The sequence below is a fragment of the Nonomuraea solani genome (assembly GCF_900108335.1).
GTDB classification, from domain to species: Bacteria; Actinomycetota; Actinomycetes; order Streptosporangiales; family Streptosporangiaceae; genus Nonomuraea; species Nonomuraea solani.
The window spans coordinates 624,162-641,752 of sequence record NZ_FNVT01000003.1 but is presented as its reverse complement, the minus strand read 5'-3'; the positions used below and the strand labels follow the sequence as shown (position 1 = coordinate 641,752).

Here is a 17,591-nt window from a genome sequence, read left to right as displayed (position 1 = left end):
CCGGGGAGCCTCAGGTGGTGGAGTCGTCCTTGAACGTGTGCTCGTCCATGCCGGTCGTCAAGCCCACGATCTCGATCTTCTTGGTGCCGTTCGACAGGTCGAAGCGGCGCCAGATCTGGCGGGAGACCGCCATCCCCAGCGGGTCGTCGGGTAGTCCGGTCAGCGTCGGCCCCGCCTTGCCCTTGATGATCACCGGATCGGACCAGGGACCGGTCGGCGAGGGGCCGCCGTGGTTGGCGAAGGCCACCGCATAGGAGACCTGGTTGCTGTCCACCCAGTACGCTCCGCGCGGCGTGGTGTACCGCCAGCCGTCCGGGCTGATCGTCGGCGCCTGGGTGGGCCGCTGCGGCGGCAGGTGCTCGTTCCACTGGTCGATGGCCGTCTGCCAGGCCTTGACCGTGGCGACGTGCTTGCCGTACTGGGCGTCCAGGAGCTGCGTGACCGCGGCCACGTGCTGGTCATGAGCGGCCTGCACCTCCGTGCGGTGTTCGACCCTGGTGGAGTCGGAGGCGCAACAGCCGCTGGTGACGAAGGTGTCGACCATGAAGTGCGCCAGGTCGTCCTCCCCCAGCGCGGTGTCGCGGTAGGTCCAGCCCCAGCTGTCCTTCACGAACGACATCGAGGTGCCGGAGACGAACTCGCGGTTGTCGTACCGATAGACGCCGGTGATCTCGGCGAGGTGGGCGGTCTGGAAGTCGGCGATGTGCCGGCCGACGCGCTGCACCCAGCCGGGGTTGCCGTCGCCGCCCATGACGGCCGTGTGGAAGTTGGCGTAGTCGCCGAGCCAGAGCTGGGTGTACTGGTTGTACGTGCTCTGGTCACCCGACTTGTACGCCGGAGAGGCGAGCATGGCATCGAGTTGCACGATCATCTTCAGGCCGAGCAGATACACCGAGACGGCGAGCACCATCAGGTCGAAGGCGCCGGGGACGTGCAGGTAGTTCTCCAGGTCGTAGACCGCGTCGTACACGCTGTCGTCGCCTGGCGCGGTCATCTTGCGCAGCTCGGGCAGCAGACTTTCGTTGATGTACTTGGAGTCGTCGCCCTGGACGGTCTTCAGCACTTCCTGCTGCTCGACCATCCAGTTGACGAAGGCCTTGACCACGGTCGCGTGATGGGTGATGTCCTGCTGTTTGATGAAGTCCTCCAGCTGCGTCACCACGCCGGTGAACGGGCTGCCGTCATCGCTCTGCCCGAACAGCAGCTGGATGAGCGTCACGCCACCGGCGGCCAGCGGGCCCCATGGCTCCGGCAGGGCCCACACGAGGGTGCCCGACACCTGGAGTGCGATGTTCGCGGCGTTGCCGAACAGCCGCACCTTGGGCAGTTGGGAAGGGCGCGGGGTGGCGGGGGCGGGCAGGCCGGTGAGGCGGGGTGTGCCGGTGGCCGCGTCCACGACGATGTGGGGGAGCAGGTAGTGGACGGTGGCCGCGCTCGTCTCGCGGACCAGGCAGAGCGTGCCGGCGGGCAGGTCTCCTGCCGGTTCGGCCAGTGCGGTGATCGCGGAACGCTCCAGCCGTTCCTTGCCGAGAATGGCGAAGGTCCGGTTGAGCTTGGCCAGCAGGAGCGCGTACTGGTCGCCGAGCCTGGCCCTGACCGGCGCGGGCAGCGCCGCCATCACCTTCGCCGAGTCCAGGAGCCGGTGCGGCGTGCCCTCCGCCAGGGTGAGATTCTCCAACGCCGCAGCCGCGCGTGGCGGCAGGCCGGGGTAGAGCCGGGCGAGCAACTCGCGGGCGTAGCCGGCCCTGTCGCCGCCGCCGGCGACGGCCGCGACATGGACCCTCGGCCGCAGATGCTCGGCGTTTTCCAGGGACGCCGCGCGTAGTGGGTCAGGGGTGAAGGCGGTCCGGAAGATCCAGGTCAGCGCCAGCCGCAGCAGGTCCGCCGTGTCGGCCCTGGGCAGCGGCTTGTCGTGGTAGGTCAGTTTCGCCGCCGCCCGGTACATGTCCGAGGTCTTACTCCGATCCTCGTACGCCTTGACGAGCAGGTCGGCGGTGCCGGCCTTGTCCGCCGCGCTGTCCCACAGGAAGAACCCGCCCGCCTGTGAGAGCTGGATCGTGTAGTTGCAGAACAGGATCTGGTCGGCGGCGGTGAGCTCTGCCGTGGGAGTGTCGACGTAGTCGGCGAAATTGTTCCAGTACGTGGCGTCCGGCTGGGCGTTCCACCCGTCGACGAGCGCGTGGAGCTTCTGCTTGGTGTCCTCCGGAATGGGCGGCAGGTCGCCGCTGGGCTGCCTGCGCGCCTGCCGGATCAGGTACTCCATGATCACGGCCGCCGCTGAGCCGACGGCGGTCAGGCCGATGAAGCGGGCCAGGTAGCGGCGGGTGTTGTTGTTCTTGGCGGGCTCGCTCGCATCCGCTGTTCTGCCGGCGGCGACACGGCCCGCCTCCCGCAGTTCGTCCAGGCGAGAGTCGGGTTCGGGGCTGCTGATCGCGCTGCTGGTCACCTCGGGCATCGTCGTACGCGCGGCGTCCACCGCCTGGCAGTTCGCGCTGTCGATGGTGAGGCGGCTGACCACGTTGTCGATGGCCTTGGCGTTCTCCTTGTTCTCCTTGGCGAACTCATCGCGCTGGCGGGTCGCCTCCGCTTCCTCCTCGCTCTCCTCGCGCTGGGCGTCCTCGTCCTTGGGCCGGGACAGCTCGCCCTCGTCGCCCTCCTTCCCCTGCACGAAGACGACGGGGTCGAGCAGGACGAGGATCTGGGTGAGTGCGTAGCGCAGCAGCCCGGCGGCCACCGCGCGGGGCAGCGGCTGGTCGCGGTAGCGCAGGTCAGGGACGTGCCTGTACATGGCAGGCGTGCTGTTGCCCGCTTTCCGGTAGACGGCGACGAGCTGGTCGACGAAGCCCACGAGATCGTCGCCCGAGTTCCAGAGGAACGGCTGCCCACCCGGGAACAACCCGATGGTGTAGTCCATGAACAGCAGCTGGTCCGCCAGCGTGAGCGGGGTGCCGTGCTTGGCGGAAAGCTCGGTGTAGTCGGCCAGGCTCTGCCAGTAGTACGGGTCGGTCTCGTTGTTCCACTGCTTGACCAGAGCGCGAATCCTGGCCGCGGTGTCCGGCGGGATCTCCGGCGGCATCGGCTTGTCGAGCTGGGCGTTGCGCAGCCCGTTGTAGATCAGCGTCGCGACGGCGCCGATCGAACTGATGACGCTGAACATGGCCAGGAACCGTGCGAGGTTGTACTGCTTGCGCGGCGTCTCCTGCTCGGCGAACTTCATCGACAACGCGGCCAGCTTGTCGTGCAGGTCCTTGATCACCTTGTCCTCGGTGGCGACGGCTTCGCCGGGGTTCTCGACGACCTCGCCTCCTTGGACGTTCTCCACGACAGGGTCGGCGAACGACTCTATGCCGAGGGCGTTGGTGTATTCGGTGATCTCCTCACCGAGCTGACGCGCCCGCTGCCTGCCGGGATCGTGCTCGGTGCCCTGTTGCTTGACGTCCTCGTTGATCTCGTCCAGAGACTCTTTGTAGTCCTTGCCGGGGTTGGTCAGGTCCTTTTCGCGTGGCATGGTCGGCTCCTTGTCGTGTTGTCGCAGCTTCTGGGACGGGGCACCGTCGATCGGCATGGGAACTCGAGTGCCCGGTCCCAGGCACGCCGGCCGGCGGTCAGCCCGGTGGCGAGGAAGCGGAGTGAGCGCGCTCGGTGTCGAGGGCGAGTTCCAGCGCGCGGATGAGCGCCACCCAGCCGGCGAAGGGTTTGCCGGCCCCGTGCGGATGACGCAGGACGCCCTCGATCGGGTCGGCCGACAGAACGACCTCCACGGTCAGCCGGACGCGATACCCAGATTCGCTCACCCGTGCAGTCTCATGTCGCCGCGAACCGGCCGCGTCAGGGTCGGCACCCTGACATTTGCCACCCTCCCTCCCTCACGAAGATCTAGATGAGGCGGCCCGGCCGACGTACGGTTGGGGCGTGGCGGTGCGGGTGGGAGAGGGGCCTCTGCTGGAGCGTGCCAAGGAGATCGCCGCGCTGCGGGCGGCGATGGATGCCGCCCGCGCCGGCAGCGGCTGCTTGGCGATGGTGCAGGGACCGCCCGGGGCGGGAAAGACGAGTCTGCTGACGGCGGCGGTCGACTGCGCCCGGGCGGCCGGGCTGCGGGTGCTGGAGGCGCGCGGGCGGGAACTGGAGCGTGAGATCGCGCTCGGCGTCGCGCTCGAACTGCTGACGCCGCCGGTGACCGCCACCGCCCCCGGCGAGCGTGCCCGGTTGGTGCACGGCATGGCCGCACCGGCCGCCCCGCTGTTTCCCGGGCTCCTCCCCGGGGCCCACTCGGCCGTCCGTCTCGACGCGGACGTGCTGCTCCACGGCATGTGCTGGCTGGCCGCGAACCTGACCGGCTGGGATCGGGCCGATGCGACACTTCCCATGCTGGTCGCCGTCGACGACGCGCAGTGGGCGGACGAGGCGTCGCTGCGCTTCCTGACCATGCTGGCCGACCGGGTCGGCAAGCTGCCCATCGCCATGGTGGTGGCGGCGCGTGACGGCGGAGCCGAGTCCGACGTGCCGGCGCTGCGCACGCTGGCGTCGCGTCCGCCGCATCGCCTGCTGACCCCGGCGCCGCTGAGCTCGGCGGCGGTCGACCGGCTGGTGGGCGACGCCTTCCCGGACGGCGGGGACGGGTTGGCGGCCGCGGTGGCGCACGCCAGCGGCGGGAACCCGTTCCTGGTCGGCGAGCTGCTGCGATCGCTCCAAGCAGACGGTGGCGTTCCGGCGGCGGACGCGGTCGCGGGCATCGTGCCCGACACGGTGCTCCGCTCGGTGCTCGCCCGGCTGGCCCGCCTGCCCGCCGACGCGGGCCGGCTCGCCGCCTCGGCCGCCGTGCTGGGCGACGGTACGCCGCTGCGCCGCGCCGCCGCCCACGCGGGACTTGAGCCGGCACCGGCCGAGCGGGCGGCCGACGTCCTCGCGACGGCCCACCTGCTCCGCCCCGGTGACCCGTTGGCGTTCGTCCATCCGCTCATCGCCTCCGCCATCCACGCGGACCTGCCCGCCTTCGCCCGTGCCCGGGCACACCACCGGGCCGCCGACCTGCTCGCCGCGGACGGCGAGGGCGTCGAGAAGATCGCTGGACACCTGCTGGCCACCCATCCCGAGGGCGACTCCGCCGTGGCGCGAGTGTTGCGCGAGGCGGCCGGCCGGGCGGTACGCCGCGGCGACCCGGCCGCCGCCGTCCGGCTGCTGCACCGCGCCCTGCCCGACGAAATGTCCGGGGAACGGCGCGGCGAGCTCTTGGTCGAGCTGGCACGCGCGCAGTTGGTCGCCGGCGACATCGGCGCGCTCGCCTCGGTGACCGAAGGGCTCGCCCTGCTCGGCGAGGCGAGCGCGCCCGGCAAGGTACGCGCCCTGAATCTTCTCACTCAGGTCCGCCACGCCCGCGACGACTTCGCCGGGGCCGCCGTGGCCCACCACGAGGCACTGGCGTTACTGGAACCGGGCAGCGCGAAGTGGCAGAACGCGCTGGCCGGCTATCTCATGGTCTCGACATTCCATCCGCCGCTGCGGCGCGACGGCGAGCGACTGCTGGCCCCGGTGCTCGCCGAGACCCGGCGCGGACGGCCGCCGGACCGGCCGGGCCTGCTGGCCCATGTCACGCTCAGGCTCGCGCTGGCCGGCGCCCCACCGGCGGACGTGCGGCGGACGGCCGCGCTCGCGCTGGCCCGAGACCCGCTCGTGGGTCCGGAGGGACACGGGGGACTGCTGGGCATCGTCGTCCACTCCCTCGTCATCGCGGGCGAGCTGACCGCCGCGGAAACCGCCGCCGACGCGGCGCTGTCCGCCGCCGGCCGCCGGGGAGACGTCATCGCCTACGCCGGGGCCAGCTATCACCGCGCGCTCGCCCGCTACCACTTGGGAGCGCTCACCCCGGCGCTGGCCGATCTGGAGGCGGCCCGGATGCCGTACGGCGAGGGCTGGATCTCGGCGGGCGGCTGGATCGGCTCCCTCCTCGCCCGGCTGCGTCTCGAACAGGGCGACGCGGCCGGCGCCGAACAGGCGCTGCACCTGGCAGACAAGCGTCCGGCCGACGGCATGGACCTCGCGCTCGTGCTCGACTCCCAAGCCCGGATCAGCCTGCTCCGCGGCGAGCCCGCGACCGCGCTCGACACCGCCCGCGCCGCCGGCCGCCACCTTGAGGAGATCTACGAGATCGACCACCCCGGTCTGCTTCCGTGGCGCGCCACGGCGGCCCTCGCCGCGCATCACCTCGGCGACCACCGCACCGCGGTGCTGCTCGCCGGGCAGGAGGCCGAACGAGCCCGCGCGGTCGGCGTGCCGCAGGCCGTCGGGGCGGCGTTGCGCGTCGCCGGCCTGGTCGCCCGCCCGGGCCCCGACCTCGGCCTCCTCGCCGAGGCGTGCCATACCCTCCAGGAGACCCCGGCGGTCCTCGAACACGCCCGCGCCCTCGTCGACCTCGGCGCGGCCCTGCGCCGTGCCGGCCGTCGGAACGAGTGCCGGCAACCGCTCCGCCAGGGCCTGGAACTCGCCGACCGGATGCACGCCCGCCTCCTCGCCGAGCGCGCCAGGACCGAACTCCACGCCGCCGGCGTACGACCACGCCGCGCCGCCGTCACCGGCATCGACGCCCTCACCCCGGCCGAGCGGCGCGTCGCCCTCCTCGCCCTGCACGGCCACAGCAACAGCCAGATCGCCCAGGCTCTGTTCGTCACCATCAAGACCGTGGAAACCCACCTGGCCCGCGCTTACCGCAAACTCGCCATCACCAACCGCCGGCAGCTCCGCGAGGCGTTCGGCCCCGTCCCGCAGGCGTGATGCCAGAAGAATCGCGGCGCTGCCGGCGCGGATGAGCGCGGCTCTGGCCGGCCTGGACCACCCGCCACGACCTCCAGCACCTGGTCACCCTCGGCAGGGCGGCCCTCCAGCGGGCCCCTGGTCAGGCTTGGAGCAGCTTGCCGAGGTTGGCCAGCTCGTTCGTGCGGCCGGCGGTCAGGCGCTGGGTCCACTCCTCGTCGTGCATGGCGTCCGCGGTCATCGTGACCCGGACCCCGCTGCCCTCGGGCCGGATCTCGACCACAGTCAGGAAGTCGTAGGGGTCCACGCCGGGGATGAAGTCCGCCAGCGAGCTGTAGGAGAGCTTGGACGGCGCCTGCACCTCGACGAACGTCTTGCGGGACTCGGTGCTGAGCGGCATCCCGGCCTCCTGCATGAACGCCACCGTCTCCGGAGCCGTCGCGGTCATCGTGTAGATCAGCTCCCCGCCGGGACGTAGGTCAAGTTTGTTCACTTTCACGGTGAAACCGTCGGGCGCCCACCACGACTCGATGCCCTCGGCCGTAGTCCACAACTGCCAGACGCGCTCGGGCGTGGCGGGATAGGTCTGCTCGATCCGTACCGCGGGTGACGTCTCCATCGGTGCCTGCCTTTCCAGGGGTGGTTGTGAGGGCTCCAGCCTGTACCCGCAGGTCATCGGCAAACAGATGCAAATGTCATCAGGCGGCCCGTGAATTACCGGCGGCCTGGGCATGGAGGGAGGTCAAGCTCGGGCGCGGACGCCGGGCACCGGTAAGGGCGGCTGCCCGCGCCGAACGTGGCGGCGACGGCGTTCGCGGAGACGCCCGCCGTCGTCCGAGGCGAAGCCGCCGGTCAGGTTCGTGAGCAGGCCGAGCACGGGTGGCGCCAGGATGACCGCCACCGGACAAGATGATCTTCTTCATGTACGGCTCGCGGAGCAGTTCCAGCCGCACGCGGGACGTGATCGGCATGGGGCGCTGGCCCGGTGGGCGGCGGTAGAAGGCCATGAAGGCGACGGCGCCTGACAAGGCGACGAGCGCGCCGGCCATGAGCGTCGATCGCCAGCCGAAGGTCGTGGCCAGCGGTGGGAGCGCGAAGGCGGCGAGGACGCCCCGAGCGGGAGACCCGCCTGGCGGATGCCCATGGCCAGGCCACCAGGCCCAGCCGGGTCGTGTTCAGCGCCAGGTCTCGTTGCAGGTGGACGCTCATCGCACCGATGCCCTGCACGAAGAACGCGGCCGCGGCCTGCGTGAAGGTCGCGACACCCAGAATGACCCAGCGGTATCGCGAGGTCTTCACGGCTTCCAGCACAGCAGGGGATCGGGGTGGTCGGAGAAGCCGAGCTTCCGGTAGAGCGATTCCGCCTCGTGGGAGGCGGTGAGGTCGACCCGTACGGCGTCGCGATCGCGGAACCAGGCGAGCAGGCCGAGCATGATCGCCCGGCCGTGCCCGCGCCGCCGGTACGAGGGGTCGGTGACCATGCCGATGACGTGGCCGATCCTCCCGTTGCGGGAGTGGGGACCGGGGAACCACTGTTCGATCGTGCCGATGCCGCTGGCGGCCAGGCCGGTGTCGCCGTCCACGACCAGGATCCGGCAGTCGGGTTCGGTCAGCTTCTGCTCGAACACCCGTGCGAGCGCGTCGCGCCAGTCGTCACCGGCGTTCGCGGGGTTGAAGAAGTCGCCGCCGAGGTCGCTGAAGAGCAGTGCCCGGAGACGGACGAGTTCCGGAATGTCGCGCTCTGTTGCCATTCGCATAATGATGTACAGGCTGGTGTAATGGGCTTGTGCACCTCAACCCTTACGGCGCAGATGTGGTGAACTTCGCCGCGGAGCTGGCGAACCACCCACCGGCGAGCGCCGACGAACTCGCCGACCGCTGCCGCGCGGCCGGTCTGGTGCTGGAACGCCCCGTCGAACCGTCGGATCTCGACCAGACCCTCGCCGTCATCGACGCCTGGACGAAGGTCGTCGACGCCACGGGCGAGCGCGAGAAGGCCGAGCGGGTCAACCAGATGCTGGCCCTGTCGGCCGCCTACCCCCGGCTGACCGACCACGCTCATGGTTGGCATCTGCACTATCGCGACGACCTGCAGCCGCTCGGCGCGGTGCTGTTCGCGCTGATCTCCGTGGGCACGGCGATGCACCTCGTCAGCCGGGGCATGGACCGGCTCGGACGGTGTGCCGCCACCGGTTGCGAGACGATCTTCGCGGACACTTCACGCACCGCGCGGCAGCGTTACTGCTCCCAGCCATGCGCCAACCGGGACGCGGTACGCCGCCATCGCGCCCGTCAGTCCACGCCCGCCATGTGACCAGCCGGCAGATGGAACGGCCGAGCAGGCAGGCGTCCCGACCCGACCGCGCATGGCGGGCTCGGTGACATTTGCATCTGTTCCACGGCGGCCCGCCGGTGCAGGGTGAAGATCGCTCGCCCATAGCCTGCGGCGGCAGGAAGGCCAGACCCGTACATGACCCTTTCGCTCGCACCCTCCAGGCGGCCGCCGGCGGCCGGTACCACCGCACGACCAGCGCGTCTACCCTGGTCAGCCGGTACCGAAGAGCGGGAGGTGGGCGGATTGGCGGAGCTCTGGCGTTCTGAGCGCATGCTTGTGCTGGCCCCGCTGGGGGCGGTGGGCTGCCCGCGACGAGCACGCCGTGTCGCTGCGCACCGAGATCGACGGCGCCGCGGCCCTGCTCGGTGCCGCCGGTGTCGAGACCCGGCTCGACGTGGCCGACCTGCCGCCGCTGCCCGGCCCCGCGCAGGACGCGCTGGCGTGGGCGATCCGCGAGGGCACCACCAACCTGCTGCGCCACAGCGAGGCCCAGACCTGCTCCATCACCCTGTCCCGACTCGACGGGACGGTACGGTTGGAGATCGTCAACGACGGTGTGCGGGGCGTCGCGGCCCCCGGCTCAGGGCTGGCCGGAGTGAGCGAGCGGGCCCGCGCCGTGTCCGGCACCTCCGCCACCGCCGTCCGGAACGGCCTCTTCCGGCTGTCCGTCGAAGTCCCGGAGGAAGCCCTGTGATCCGCGTACTCATCGCCGAGGACATGCACCTGATCAGGTCCGCCCTGGTCGCGCTGCTGTCGCTGGAGGACGACATCGAGGTCGTCGCCGAGGTCGAGCGCGGCGACGAGGTGCTGGAGGCGGCCCTGCGGGTGCGCCCCGACGTCGCCGTGCTCGACATCGACATGCCGGGCCTGGACGGGCTGTCGGCGGCCGAGCATCTGTCCGAGCGCCTTCCCGGCTGCCGCACCCTCGTGCTCACCGGGCTCAGCCAGCCCGGCAACCTGCTACGCGCGCTGAAGGTGCACGTGCGGGGATTCATCGTCAAGGACGCCCCGGCGCAGACCCTCACCGACGGGATCCGCCGCATCGCCCGCGGCGAGCGGGTGATCGACCCCGAACTCGTCGCCGCCGCGCTCGAGACCGGCACCAGCCCGCTCACGGCCAGGGAGACCGAGGTGCTCAGAGCCGCCGCGAGCGGCATCCGCACCGCCCAGATCGCCACCCAGCTTTCGTTGTCGCATGCCACCGTACGCAACTACCTGTCCAACGCGATCAGCAAGGTCGGAGGCCGCAACCGCATCGACGCCATCCGCATCTCCCGCGACGCGGGCTGGCTCTGACGGCGAAGATGTCGTGGATTGCCCACGTACGTGCCCGGGTCAACGCTTGCGGCCCAGCCGTCCCCGCGGGACCGTCGGTTTAGGTGTGGGCGGGTTCGGCGACACCGAACCACCGCCGCAAGGCTGCCCGGAGTGTTTCGATCTCCGTGGGATCTGGCCGGGGTGATGCGGATGCCCAGGCCACATAGCAGTCCGGTCGAAGAAGCAGGGCGGTGGGCGCGGGGGCCTGGGAGCGCGCGGCGACGATCTCGACCTGGTCGTCGCGCAGGGCGAGTGCCTCCGCCAGCGATGCTCCTTCGGTCAGGTCGAGCAGCAGGGGACGTGCGGTTCTGGTCAGCTCGGCCAGCCGGACCGGCCCTGTCGGGGTGTGCAGTTCCATGTCCGGGACGAACCGGCCGGCCAGCGGGTGCGCCTCGCCTCCGCCCATGTCGTAGCGGACGTCGGCGCCCGCGGTGAGTTCGGCCAGGCGCTGCACGGTGCTCGGGTCGCGGAGCAGCTCGGTGAACACCTCGCGCAGTCCGGTGACATCGCTGCCGGGGGCGATCAGGGCCGCCTGTGCCCGCGCGTTCAGCACCATGCGCTGGGCGGCCGATCGCCGCTCTGTCTCGTAACTGTTCAGCAGGCCGGGCGGGGCGCTTCCCCGGATCTCGGCGGCGAGTTTCCAGCCGAGATTGACCGCGTCCTGCAGGCCGAGGTTGAGCCCTGGACCGCCTCCCGTGGCGGCGTACACATGGGCGGCGTCACCGATCAGGAACACCCGGCCGTCGGCGAACCGTTCGGCGATCCGGGTGTTACCGCCGCTCAGCCGGCGCAGCGCATGCGGTCCTTGACCATCGGGCGGACCGAGCGGCACGTCGGCGCCGAGTACGCGGCGGATGCTCGCCCGCAACTCCTCCAGGCTCATCGGAGCGTCGGTCGTGGGCTGGTCCCACTCTGTGGTGCTGACCAGCGGCGGGTGGCCGGGCATCGGCGCGTAGGAGAACCCTCCGCGTTCGGTGCGGTGGGGCATGAACGGCATGACGGGGCCGTAGCCGGGCACGTTCAGCGCGCCGGTCGCAGGATCGACCCAGTCCGCCGGGACCGTCGCATGCGCTGAGCGGACGGTCATCCGGTCGTAGGTGATGCCGGGGAATCCGATGCCGGAGAGCTTGCGCGTGGTGCTGTGGGCTCCATCCGCGCCGACAAGGTACCGAGCCCGCAGGGGGTAGGCCCCGCCCGGGCTCGCGACGTCGATGGTGACCGCGTCATCGTCCTGCGACAGGCCGACGACCTCATGTCCCCGCCGGATCTCCACGCCCAGTTCGATGGCGCGCTCCTGCAGAACCTGCACGATGCGTCGCTGCGGCACCGGCAGGGCATAGATGGGGCTGTCCTCCAGCAGACTCAGGTCCAGGCCCATCGCGCCGAACATGAAGTACGTGGAATTCGGCCGCGGCGGTACTGGGCTGCCACTGAGGCGTTCGTGCAGCCCCCGGTGGTCGAGCATTTTCACGACCTGGCCGAGCAGTCCGTTCGCCTTCGGTTCCTCGTCCGGCTCCGGCAGCCGCTCCAGCACGACCGGCCGGATCCCTGCCAGGCTCAGTTCGCAGGCCAGCATCAGCCCGTTCGGGCCGCCGCCGGCGATGACGACATCTGTGATCATGTGTACTCCTTTGTTCGCCCGCAAAGGGACAGGACGGATGAAGCGTGTGCGGTCAGCCGCTGTAGTAGGCGGCGAGGGTGGTGAAGGCGGCCTTGGGTTCCCAGGGCATGTCCGGGTACGTGCTTCCGTGGCGGCCGTCGAGGACCTTGACGATGCCGGGGCTGGCCAGGTCGAGGTCGTCGCGGGGGTCGCCGTCGGGGCGGTGCGGGAAGTTGTCGAGCGCGAAGACGAAGACGAAGGCGCTGTCGACCCCCGCGGCGTCGTAGATCTCCAGCAGTTCGCGTACGTATGCGGCCTGGCCGGGCTCGTCGCGGGCGTACGCGTCGTTCAGGCGGATCGGCGCGCCGGTCTCCCGATCGAATTCGAGGACCTCCAACACGCGGCCGCCCCTGTCGCCCGCGCCGCGGTAGGCGGCGGTGCCGAACTCGGTGATCGCGACCGGCTTGCCCTGCGCGACGAGGGTGCGGACGCCGTCGGCGAACTGGCCCGCGACCTCGGCCGACCGGTAAAGATCCACGCCCACGATGTCGAAGGGCGCCCAGTCGACGCGTTCGAGCGGGATGGCGGCGTACGTGATCCGGCCGCCGAAGCGCTCGCGAACGAGTGCCACGGCGCGGGCGAGGAAGTCGTTGACCCGTGCGCTGAGCTCGCCGACCCGTTCGGCCAGGCTGTCGCGCTGCGTGAGCAGCAGTCCGAGCCGGTCCTCCTGGGTGTCGCCGGGCAGGAATCCCTTGTTCATCAGGCTCAGCTCGGCACCGGCGACGAATACGACCTCGGCGCCCCGCCGCCGGATCCGCTCCGCCCGCCGCGCGCAGTCGGCGAACAGCGCCAGCGTTTCGTCGGTGGTCAGTTCGAGGGGGTAGGGCGAGAACCAGACCTCCAGGCCGAGGTCGGCGGCGTAGGTCGCGGCCAGTTCCAGCCGTTCGGGGTCACCGCCGATGACGCGGACGGCGGTGCAGTGCAGGTCGTCCCGGATGATCTCCAGCTCGCGCTTGACCAGGCCGGGGTCGAAGCGTTCGCGGGAGCATCCGCCGTTGCGCACGAAGCCGGTGTCGTAGCTGATGCCCTTGGCCCTCATTGCGTTGATCCTTCCTGTGGGATGAGGACGCCCAGGCTAGAAAGAAAAATGCGCGCACGCAAATTTGCGTACACGCATCAAATCGGGAATGCTGGGACGGTGACGACGAGACGGAGGGGGCCGCGCGAGCCGAAGAAGCGGCCCCCCGAGAGGCCATGCGCGCGGCGGCCCTCCCCGCGCTGCGCGGCGCATTCGTCGAAACCACCACCGCGATCGAACATCCGCTCATCGACGCGATCGCCGAACGTCTCGGCGATGGCGACCCGCACGCCGCACGGGTGCTCGCGGCGAGCGTGGCCGCAGGCTCACGCCAATCGGCTCAAGACGTGGGCCGACTGGGAGGAGCCGTCAGCGGCCGCTCGCTGACCGCTCGGCCTCCTGACCGTTCGGCCAGGACGTCCTTTGGCGTCCGGGCCGCGGTCAGCCACAGGCCGGTGAACACGGCGCAGGCCAGCGTCACGGCGCCCGCCGCGAGGAAAGCGCTGTTGAGGCCGGACTCGAAGGAGGCTCCGCCGGACTCCCGCGTGTGAACGATCGCCCCGAGCACCGCCACGCCGAGGACCGCGCCGATCTGCCGGGTGGTGCTGCTGACGCCCGAGGCGAGGCCGCCCTCCTGTGGGCTGACCGCCTGGATGGCGGCTGCGGTAAGCGGCGACATGGTGAGAGCGAATCCGATGCCGACGACCGCCAGCCGCCACCACACGTTCCCGTAGCCGGTATCGGCGTGGACGAAGCCCAGCGCCAGCAGTCCCAGCCCGGCCAGCGCCAGGCCGATGCTGACGACGACACGGAAGCCGTACCTGGCCGCGAACCGGCCCGCGTACGGGCTGACGATCACCATGGCCAGCGAGGTGGGCAGGGTTCGCAGCCCGGCGACCAGGATCGAAGTGTCCTGGACGTAGACGAAGAACTGGGAGAAGAAGAACGACGACCCCATCAGCGCGAACCCGACCACGACCATCGCCGTGTTGGACACCGTGAACAGCCGCTGACGGAACAGCCGCAGCGGCAGCATCGGCGTCGACACACCAGCCTCGACCACGACGAACGCGACCAGGAGCACCAGTCCGGCGGCGAAGCCGCCCAGGACCACCGGCGAGGTCCAGCCTCGGGAACCGCCCTCGATCAGGCCGTAGGTCACAGCGCCCACGCCCGCGACGGACAGGACCGTGCCGGGGACGTCGATCGGCGGCGCGCTCGGGTTGCGGGACTCCCTCAGCACGCGCAGCCCGGACAGCAGCAGGACCGCCCCGATGGGTACGTTGACCAGGAAGATGGCGGGCCAGCCGAAGGACTCCACCAGGATCCCGCCCGCCAGTGGTCCGACGGCCAGGCCGATGCCGCTGAACCCGGCCCACAACCCGATCGCTCTGACGCGCTCCTTCGGGGCGGGATACGCGGCGGTGAGCAGTGCCAGTGAGGCGGGGCTCAGCGCCGCGGCCCCGACGCCCTGCAGGACCCGCCCGGCGATCAGCCAGCCGACCGAGGGCGCGAGCGAACACACCACCGACGCGGCCGTGAACACCACCACCCCGGCCAGGAACACCCGCCTGCGGCCGAACCGGTCGGCGAAGACGCCGCCCGACAGCAGCAGCATGGCCACCAGCAGCACGTAGGCGTCGACGATCCACTGCAGGCCGGTCAGCCCGGTGTGGAGCCCCTGCTGCATGTCGGGCAGGGCGGCCCCGACGATCGTGTTGTCGAGCAGCACCATGAACTGACCCGCGCAGGTCAGGGTGAGCAACGCTTTCACGTACATATCTCCTAAACGCAGTCGATGACTGCGTTAACTTAGACCCTCGTAGGCTCTAACGCAAGTCTCGACTGCGTTAAGGTGGGGACATGGATGAGCAGGGGCGGGCCAGGCGGCCCGGCGGGCGCAGCGCCCGGGTCCGCGCGGCAGTGCATCAGGCCGTTACCGACCTGGTCGGCGAGCGCGGCTACGGACACTTCACCGTCGGCGACATCGCGGCCCGCGCGGGCGTGGCCGACACCAGCCTCTACCGCCGGTGGGGCAACCTCCAAGCCCTGCTCAGCGATGTGCTGCTGACCCGGCTCAACGCGAAGTCGCCGATGCCTGACACCGGCAGCCTGGCCGGCGACCTGCGGACCCACGCCGCCAACGTGGCCCGCGAGGTCACCGGACCCGACGGCCTGGCGCTGGTGCGGCTGACCCTCGCGCTGTCAGGCGAGGGTCAGCATGGCCTTCAGGCGCGCGACGAGCTCCTGGCCGACCGCACCAGGCAGTTGCAGGCCATGCTCGACCGCGCCCGCGACCGCGGGGAGGAGCCGCCTGACGTATTGGAGGTGCTGGACCATGTTCTGGCGCCGATCTACATGCGCGTCCTGTTCGGCGCGGGCCCGCTCACCCCTGACTACCTCGACGGGTTGGTCGACCGGTTGCTCGCCTGATCCAGTTCGTCGCGCTGCGGAACAGCCGTTACCTGCCGACCGCCGTCGGCGAGCTACGCCCCCTTCACTACTTGGGGCTGCCGGTCATCGTCGAGCGGCTTGACCGGGCTCATTCGCTCGCGCAAAGCCCACCGGATCAGCCACCACCAGGCAGCTCACCCACACACCCTCATCAGCGCCAACCGGCTCCGGACTCCAAGGGTTGAACGCCCGCCCGGTCAGCCGCCGGGCTTGGTGAACTCCAGGCCGTCGAACCGGAACACCGTGACGCGGCCGGGGTAGTCGCCGACCGCCAGCAGCCGGCCATCGGCGGAGAACTCAACCGTGCGGTAATAGAGTGACGGCTCGCCGGGTACGACGAAACGCGGCTCCAGCGGCTGTCCGGTCGCGGTGTCATAGACGATGACCGGACCTTGGATGCGGGCGCCGGCGAGCCGGGTGCCGTTGGGCGCCAGCGCGACGTCGGCCAACCTGTCTTCGATCGTCCAGCACAAGGCACCGGATTCCACCGAGACACCGCAGCATCCCAACGTCTCACCGCTCGCGACAAGAAGCTGCTCGGTCCGGTCGAACATCAGCTTGCCGAGCCCACGGGCATTGTCGGCTCTCGTCGGGAAGGGGTACGGGGCACCGAGCACTCGCCGGCCGGTGTCGACATCCCAGACTTCGAGGTCGTACTCCGTATCGCGGTTGTCCGGGTGGTGGATGAGGCCGACGAGCCGGCCCGACGGAGACAGGGCGGCGGTGCCGGTCCGCGAGGGCTCGCCCGCCGGAAGGTCGAGGCACGAATGGCCATCCGGGCCCAGCACGCGCAACGTGTGATCGTCGGACACCAGCATCCGGCCGGCGACGGTGTCGCGCCCCAAGGGGGTGTGGGGCAGGCGCTGAACGTGACCGGTGGCGAGTTCCACCGTGTGGCTCGTGTCCCCTCCGCTGCTTGTGTTCCGGACGGTGAACGTCAGGTGTGATCCGCCCGGTTCGAACGCCATGTCATGGACCGCTGAGTTCCGCGACGCATCGGCGTACACCACCCGGCGGGCACCGGTCCGTAAGTCGATGGTCTGCACCTCGGAGCCGAGCCGCGGCCTGACCCGGTCAGGAATGCCGCGGGCGACCGCGAGGGTGCCGCCGTCCGGGTGCAGGGCGAACGCGACGATCCCGTTGGTCGCCGGCGTCGCGCACTGGACGACGACGTCGCCCGGCTCGGTCGCGGCGACGTCACGCAGCACGGCGTACCCGTCACGCATCTTCTCGGTGACGATCTTCTCCAGGGCCTCGCGCGCCGCGCGTCCGCCGCCGAACGACTTCATGCGCTCCTGAGGCTTCCCGGCACCGGTCCACCAGCTCCGGCGCAACTCGACCCCGTCGACCCGGAGCTCCAGATATTTGGGCTTCGAGGTGCCGGGATGGGTCAGGAGAATCCGCTCACGATTCATAAGCGGCAGCGTAGAGATCTCCACCGTCAGAAATCATCAGCGCCGCTTCGAACGGGTCTCCTCCACAAAAGACCAGGTCGCACCGCTCATCGGCACCTACGACCACGCCGCCCTGGCCAGTGGGCAAGCGCAGGTCCGCTACCTGCCGGGCGACCTCACCGGCGCCATCGACGCCCGGCACACCTCACTGCTCCGCAGCTCAGGACGCTCAACTTAATATTCGAGCGGTACGGGTGAAGGAGCGCAACGCGGACAGGTGCCGGTTCCATGTGATCGGTCCACCGTGGCGTAGGCCTTCGGGCTCATGTCGGCGACCGGGTGATGCGAACCGGTGATAGCGATCAGACGGGCCGGGGGCTGGGCATACCCGGCGCGGGCGGCGGCCACCCTCGCCCGCGTGTCTATGTGACAGATAAGGCGGATTCGGTGTCACCGGTGATGGACCTCTTACCATCACGCTATGTCACGCAATGAATTCGCCAAGTTACGGTCGGTGCGCCGTGGGGTGTTGATCGGCCAAGGCTCCGGGCCGCCGCGCAGGCATCACATTCGACGGGCGCTTCTGCGGCGCAAGGGGCGGGCAGTCCGTCCCTCCCTGGAAGCGGACACGGGCCGCGGCCTGTGTCGGTGGCGGGTGCCGGCGGC

15 protein-coding genes are annotated in these 17,591 nt (G+C 70.6%); 5 read left to right on the top strand and 10 right to left on the bottom strand.

Features of this window, described 5'->3' with window-relative positions; all coding sequences use genetic code 11:
• Positions 1 to 10 precede the first annotated feature (10 nt).
• On the bottom strand, positions 11 to 3,508 hold the full coding sequence (locus C4V41_RS14020) for a hypothetical protein (RefSeq protein ID WP_146103651.1): 3,498 nt from the start codon (positions 3,506 to 3,508) through the stop codon (positions 11 to 13).
• 97 nt (positions 3,509 to 3,605) lie between these two features.
• Entirely contained in the window at positions 3,606 to 3,794 is a 189-nt protein-coding gene (locus C4V41_RS14015) for a hypothetical protein (protein WP_103956244.1), read from the bottom strand.
• Positions 3,795 to 3,912: 118 nt separating this feature from the next.
• On the opposite strand from C4V41_RS14015, the gene C4V41_RS14010 reads away from it, so the two are divergent.
• Complete coding sequence (locus tag C4V41_RS14010) at positions 3,913 to 6,768, top strand: helix-turn-helix transcriptional regulator (protein WP_103956243.1); 2,856 nt, start codon at positions 3,913 to 3,915, stop codon at positions 6,766 to 6,768.
• Positions 6,769 to 6,889: 121 nt separating this feature from the next.
• Here C4V41_RS14010 and C4V41_RS14005 read toward each other — a convergent pair whose 3' ends face one another.
• From C4V41_RS14005 to C4V41_RS14000, 3 genes are all read right to left on the bottom strand, one after another.
• Positions 6,890 to 7,366, bottom strand: a complete 477-nt coding sequence (locus C4V41_RS14005; protein ID WP_103956242.1) for an SRPBCC family protein — start codon at positions 7,364 to 7,366, stop codon at positions 6,890 to 6,892.
• A gap of 123 nt (positions 7,367 to 7,489) precedes the next feature.
• Positions 7,490 to 7,648, bottom strand: a complete 159-nt coding sequence (locus C4V41_RS61810; protein ID WP_160150278.1) for a hypothetical protein — start codon at positions 7,646 to 7,648, stop codon at positions 7,490 to 7,492.
• A gap of 394 nt (positions 7,649 to 8,042) precedes the next feature.
• Entirely contained in the window at positions 8,043 to 8,498 is a 456-nt protein-coding gene (locus C4V41_RS14000; protein ID WP_200823965.1) for a GNAT family N-acetyltransferase, read from the bottom strand.
• A 35-nt stretch (positions 8,499 to 8,533) separates the two neighbouring features.
• Between C4V41_RS14000 and C4V41_RS13995 the strand changes: the two genes are divergently transcribed.
• The 3 genes from C4V41_RS13995 to C4V41_RS13985 all read left to right on the top strand — a co-directional run bounded on the left by C4V41_RS13995 (position 8,534) and on the right by C4V41_RS13985 (position 10,378).
• Positions 8,534 to 9,061, top strand: a complete 528-nt coding sequence (locus C4V41_RS13995) for a CGNR zinc finger domain-containing protein (RefSeq protein ID WP_103956240.1) — start codon at positions 8,534 to 8,536, stop codon at positions 9,059 to 9,061.
• Positions 9,062 to 9,404: 343 nt separating this feature from the next.
• A complete protein-coding gene (locus C4V41_RS13990) occupies positions 9,405 to 9,776 on the top strand; it encodes a sensor histidine kinase (RefSeq protein WP_103956239.1) in 372 nt (123 codons plus the stop codon).
• Positions 9,773 to 10,378, top strand: coding sequence for a response regulator transcription factor (locus tag C4V41_RS13985; RefSeq protein ID WP_103956238.1), 606 nt, complete (start codon positions 9,773 to 9,775; stop codon positions 10,376 to 10,378). The genes C4V41_RS13990 and C4V41_RS13985 overlap by 4 nt, the downstream gene beginning before the upstream one ends.
• A 79-nt stretch (positions 10,379 to 10,457) precedes the next feature.
• Here the strand turns inward: C4V41_RS13985 and C4V41_RS13980 are convergent, their stop codons facing one another.
• From C4V41_RS13980 to C4V41_RS13965, 4 genes are all read right to left on the bottom strand, one after another.
• A complete protein-coding gene (locus C4V41_RS13980) occupies positions 10,458 to 12,020 on the bottom strand; it encodes an FAD-dependent oxidoreductase (RefSeq protein WP_103956237.1) in 1,563 nt (520 codons plus the stop codon).
• Positions 12,021 to 12,072: 52 nt separating this feature from the next.
• Positions 12,073 to 13,098, bottom strand: coding sequence for a hypothetical protein (locus C4V41_RS13975; protein WP_103956236.1), 1,026 nt, complete (start codon positions 13,096 to 13,098; stop codon positions 12,073 to 12,075).
• Between the two features lie 77 nt (positions 13,099 to 13,175).
• Entirely contained in the window at positions 13,176 to 13,367 is a 192-nt protein-coding gene (locus C4V41_RS61805) for a hypothetical protein (protein WP_160150277.1), read from the bottom strand.
• Positions 13,368 to 13,417: 50 nt separating this feature from the next.
• Positions 13,418 to 14,851, bottom strand: coding sequence for an MFS transporter (locus C4V41_RS13965; RefSeq protein WP_200823964.1), 1,434 nt, complete (start codon positions 14,849 to 14,851; stop codon positions 13,418 to 13,420).
• Between the two features lie 89 nt (positions 14,852 to 14,940).
• Between C4V41_RS13965 and C4V41_RS13960 the strand changes: the two genes are divergently transcribed.
• On the top strand, positions 14,941 to 15,510 hold the full coding sequence (locus tag C4V41_RS13960) for a TetR/AcrR family transcriptional regulator (RefSeq protein WP_103956234.1): 570 nt from the start codon (positions 14,941 to 14,943) through the stop codon (positions 15,508 to 15,510).
• Positions 15,511 to 15,728: 218 nt separating this feature from the next.
• Here the strand turns inward: C4V41_RS13960 and C4V41_RS13955 are convergent, their stop codons facing one another.
• Complete coding sequence (locus tag C4V41_RS13955; protein ID WP_146103650.1) at positions 15,729 to 16,820, bottom strand: WD40 repeat domain-containing protein; 1,092 nt, start codon at positions 16,818 to 16,820, stop codon at positions 15,729 to 15,731.
• Between the last annotated feature and the right edge of the window lie 771 nt (positions 16,821 to 17,591).

What these genes read in the sequence shown, in the direction of transcription:
- C4V41_RS14020 (WP_146103651.1), bottom strand. Translation starts at nt 3,508, where the DNA reads ATGCCACGCGAAAAGGACCTGACCAACCCCGGCAAGGACTACAAAGAG.
- C4V41_RS14005 (WP_103956242.1), bottom strand. Translation starts at nt 7,366, where the DNA reads ATGGAGACGTCACCCGCGGTACGGATCGAGCAGACCTATCCCGCCACG.
- C4V41_RS14000 (WP_200823965.1), bottom strand. Translation starts at nt 8,498, where the DNA reads ATGGCAACAGAGCGCGACATTCCGGAACTCGTCCGTCTCCGGGCACTG.
- C4V41_RS13980 (WP_103956237.1), bottom strand. Translation starts at nt 12,020, where the DNA reads ATGATCACAGATGTCGTCATCGCCGGCGGCGGCCCGAACGGGCTGATG.
- C4V41_RS13975 (WP_103956236.1), bottom strand. Translation starts at nt 13,098, where the DNA reads ATGAGGGCCAAGGGCATCAGCTACGACACCGGCTTCGTGCGCAACGGC.
- C4V41_RS13960 (WP_103956234.1), top strand. Translation starts at nt 14,941, where the DNA reads ATGGATGAGCAGGGGCGGGCCAGGCGGCCCGGCGGGCGCAGCGCCCGG.
- C4V41_RS13955 (WP_146103650.1), bottom strand. Translation starts at nt 16,820, where the DNA reads ATGAAGTCGTTCGGCGGCGGACGCGCGGCGCGCGAGGCCCTGGAGAAG.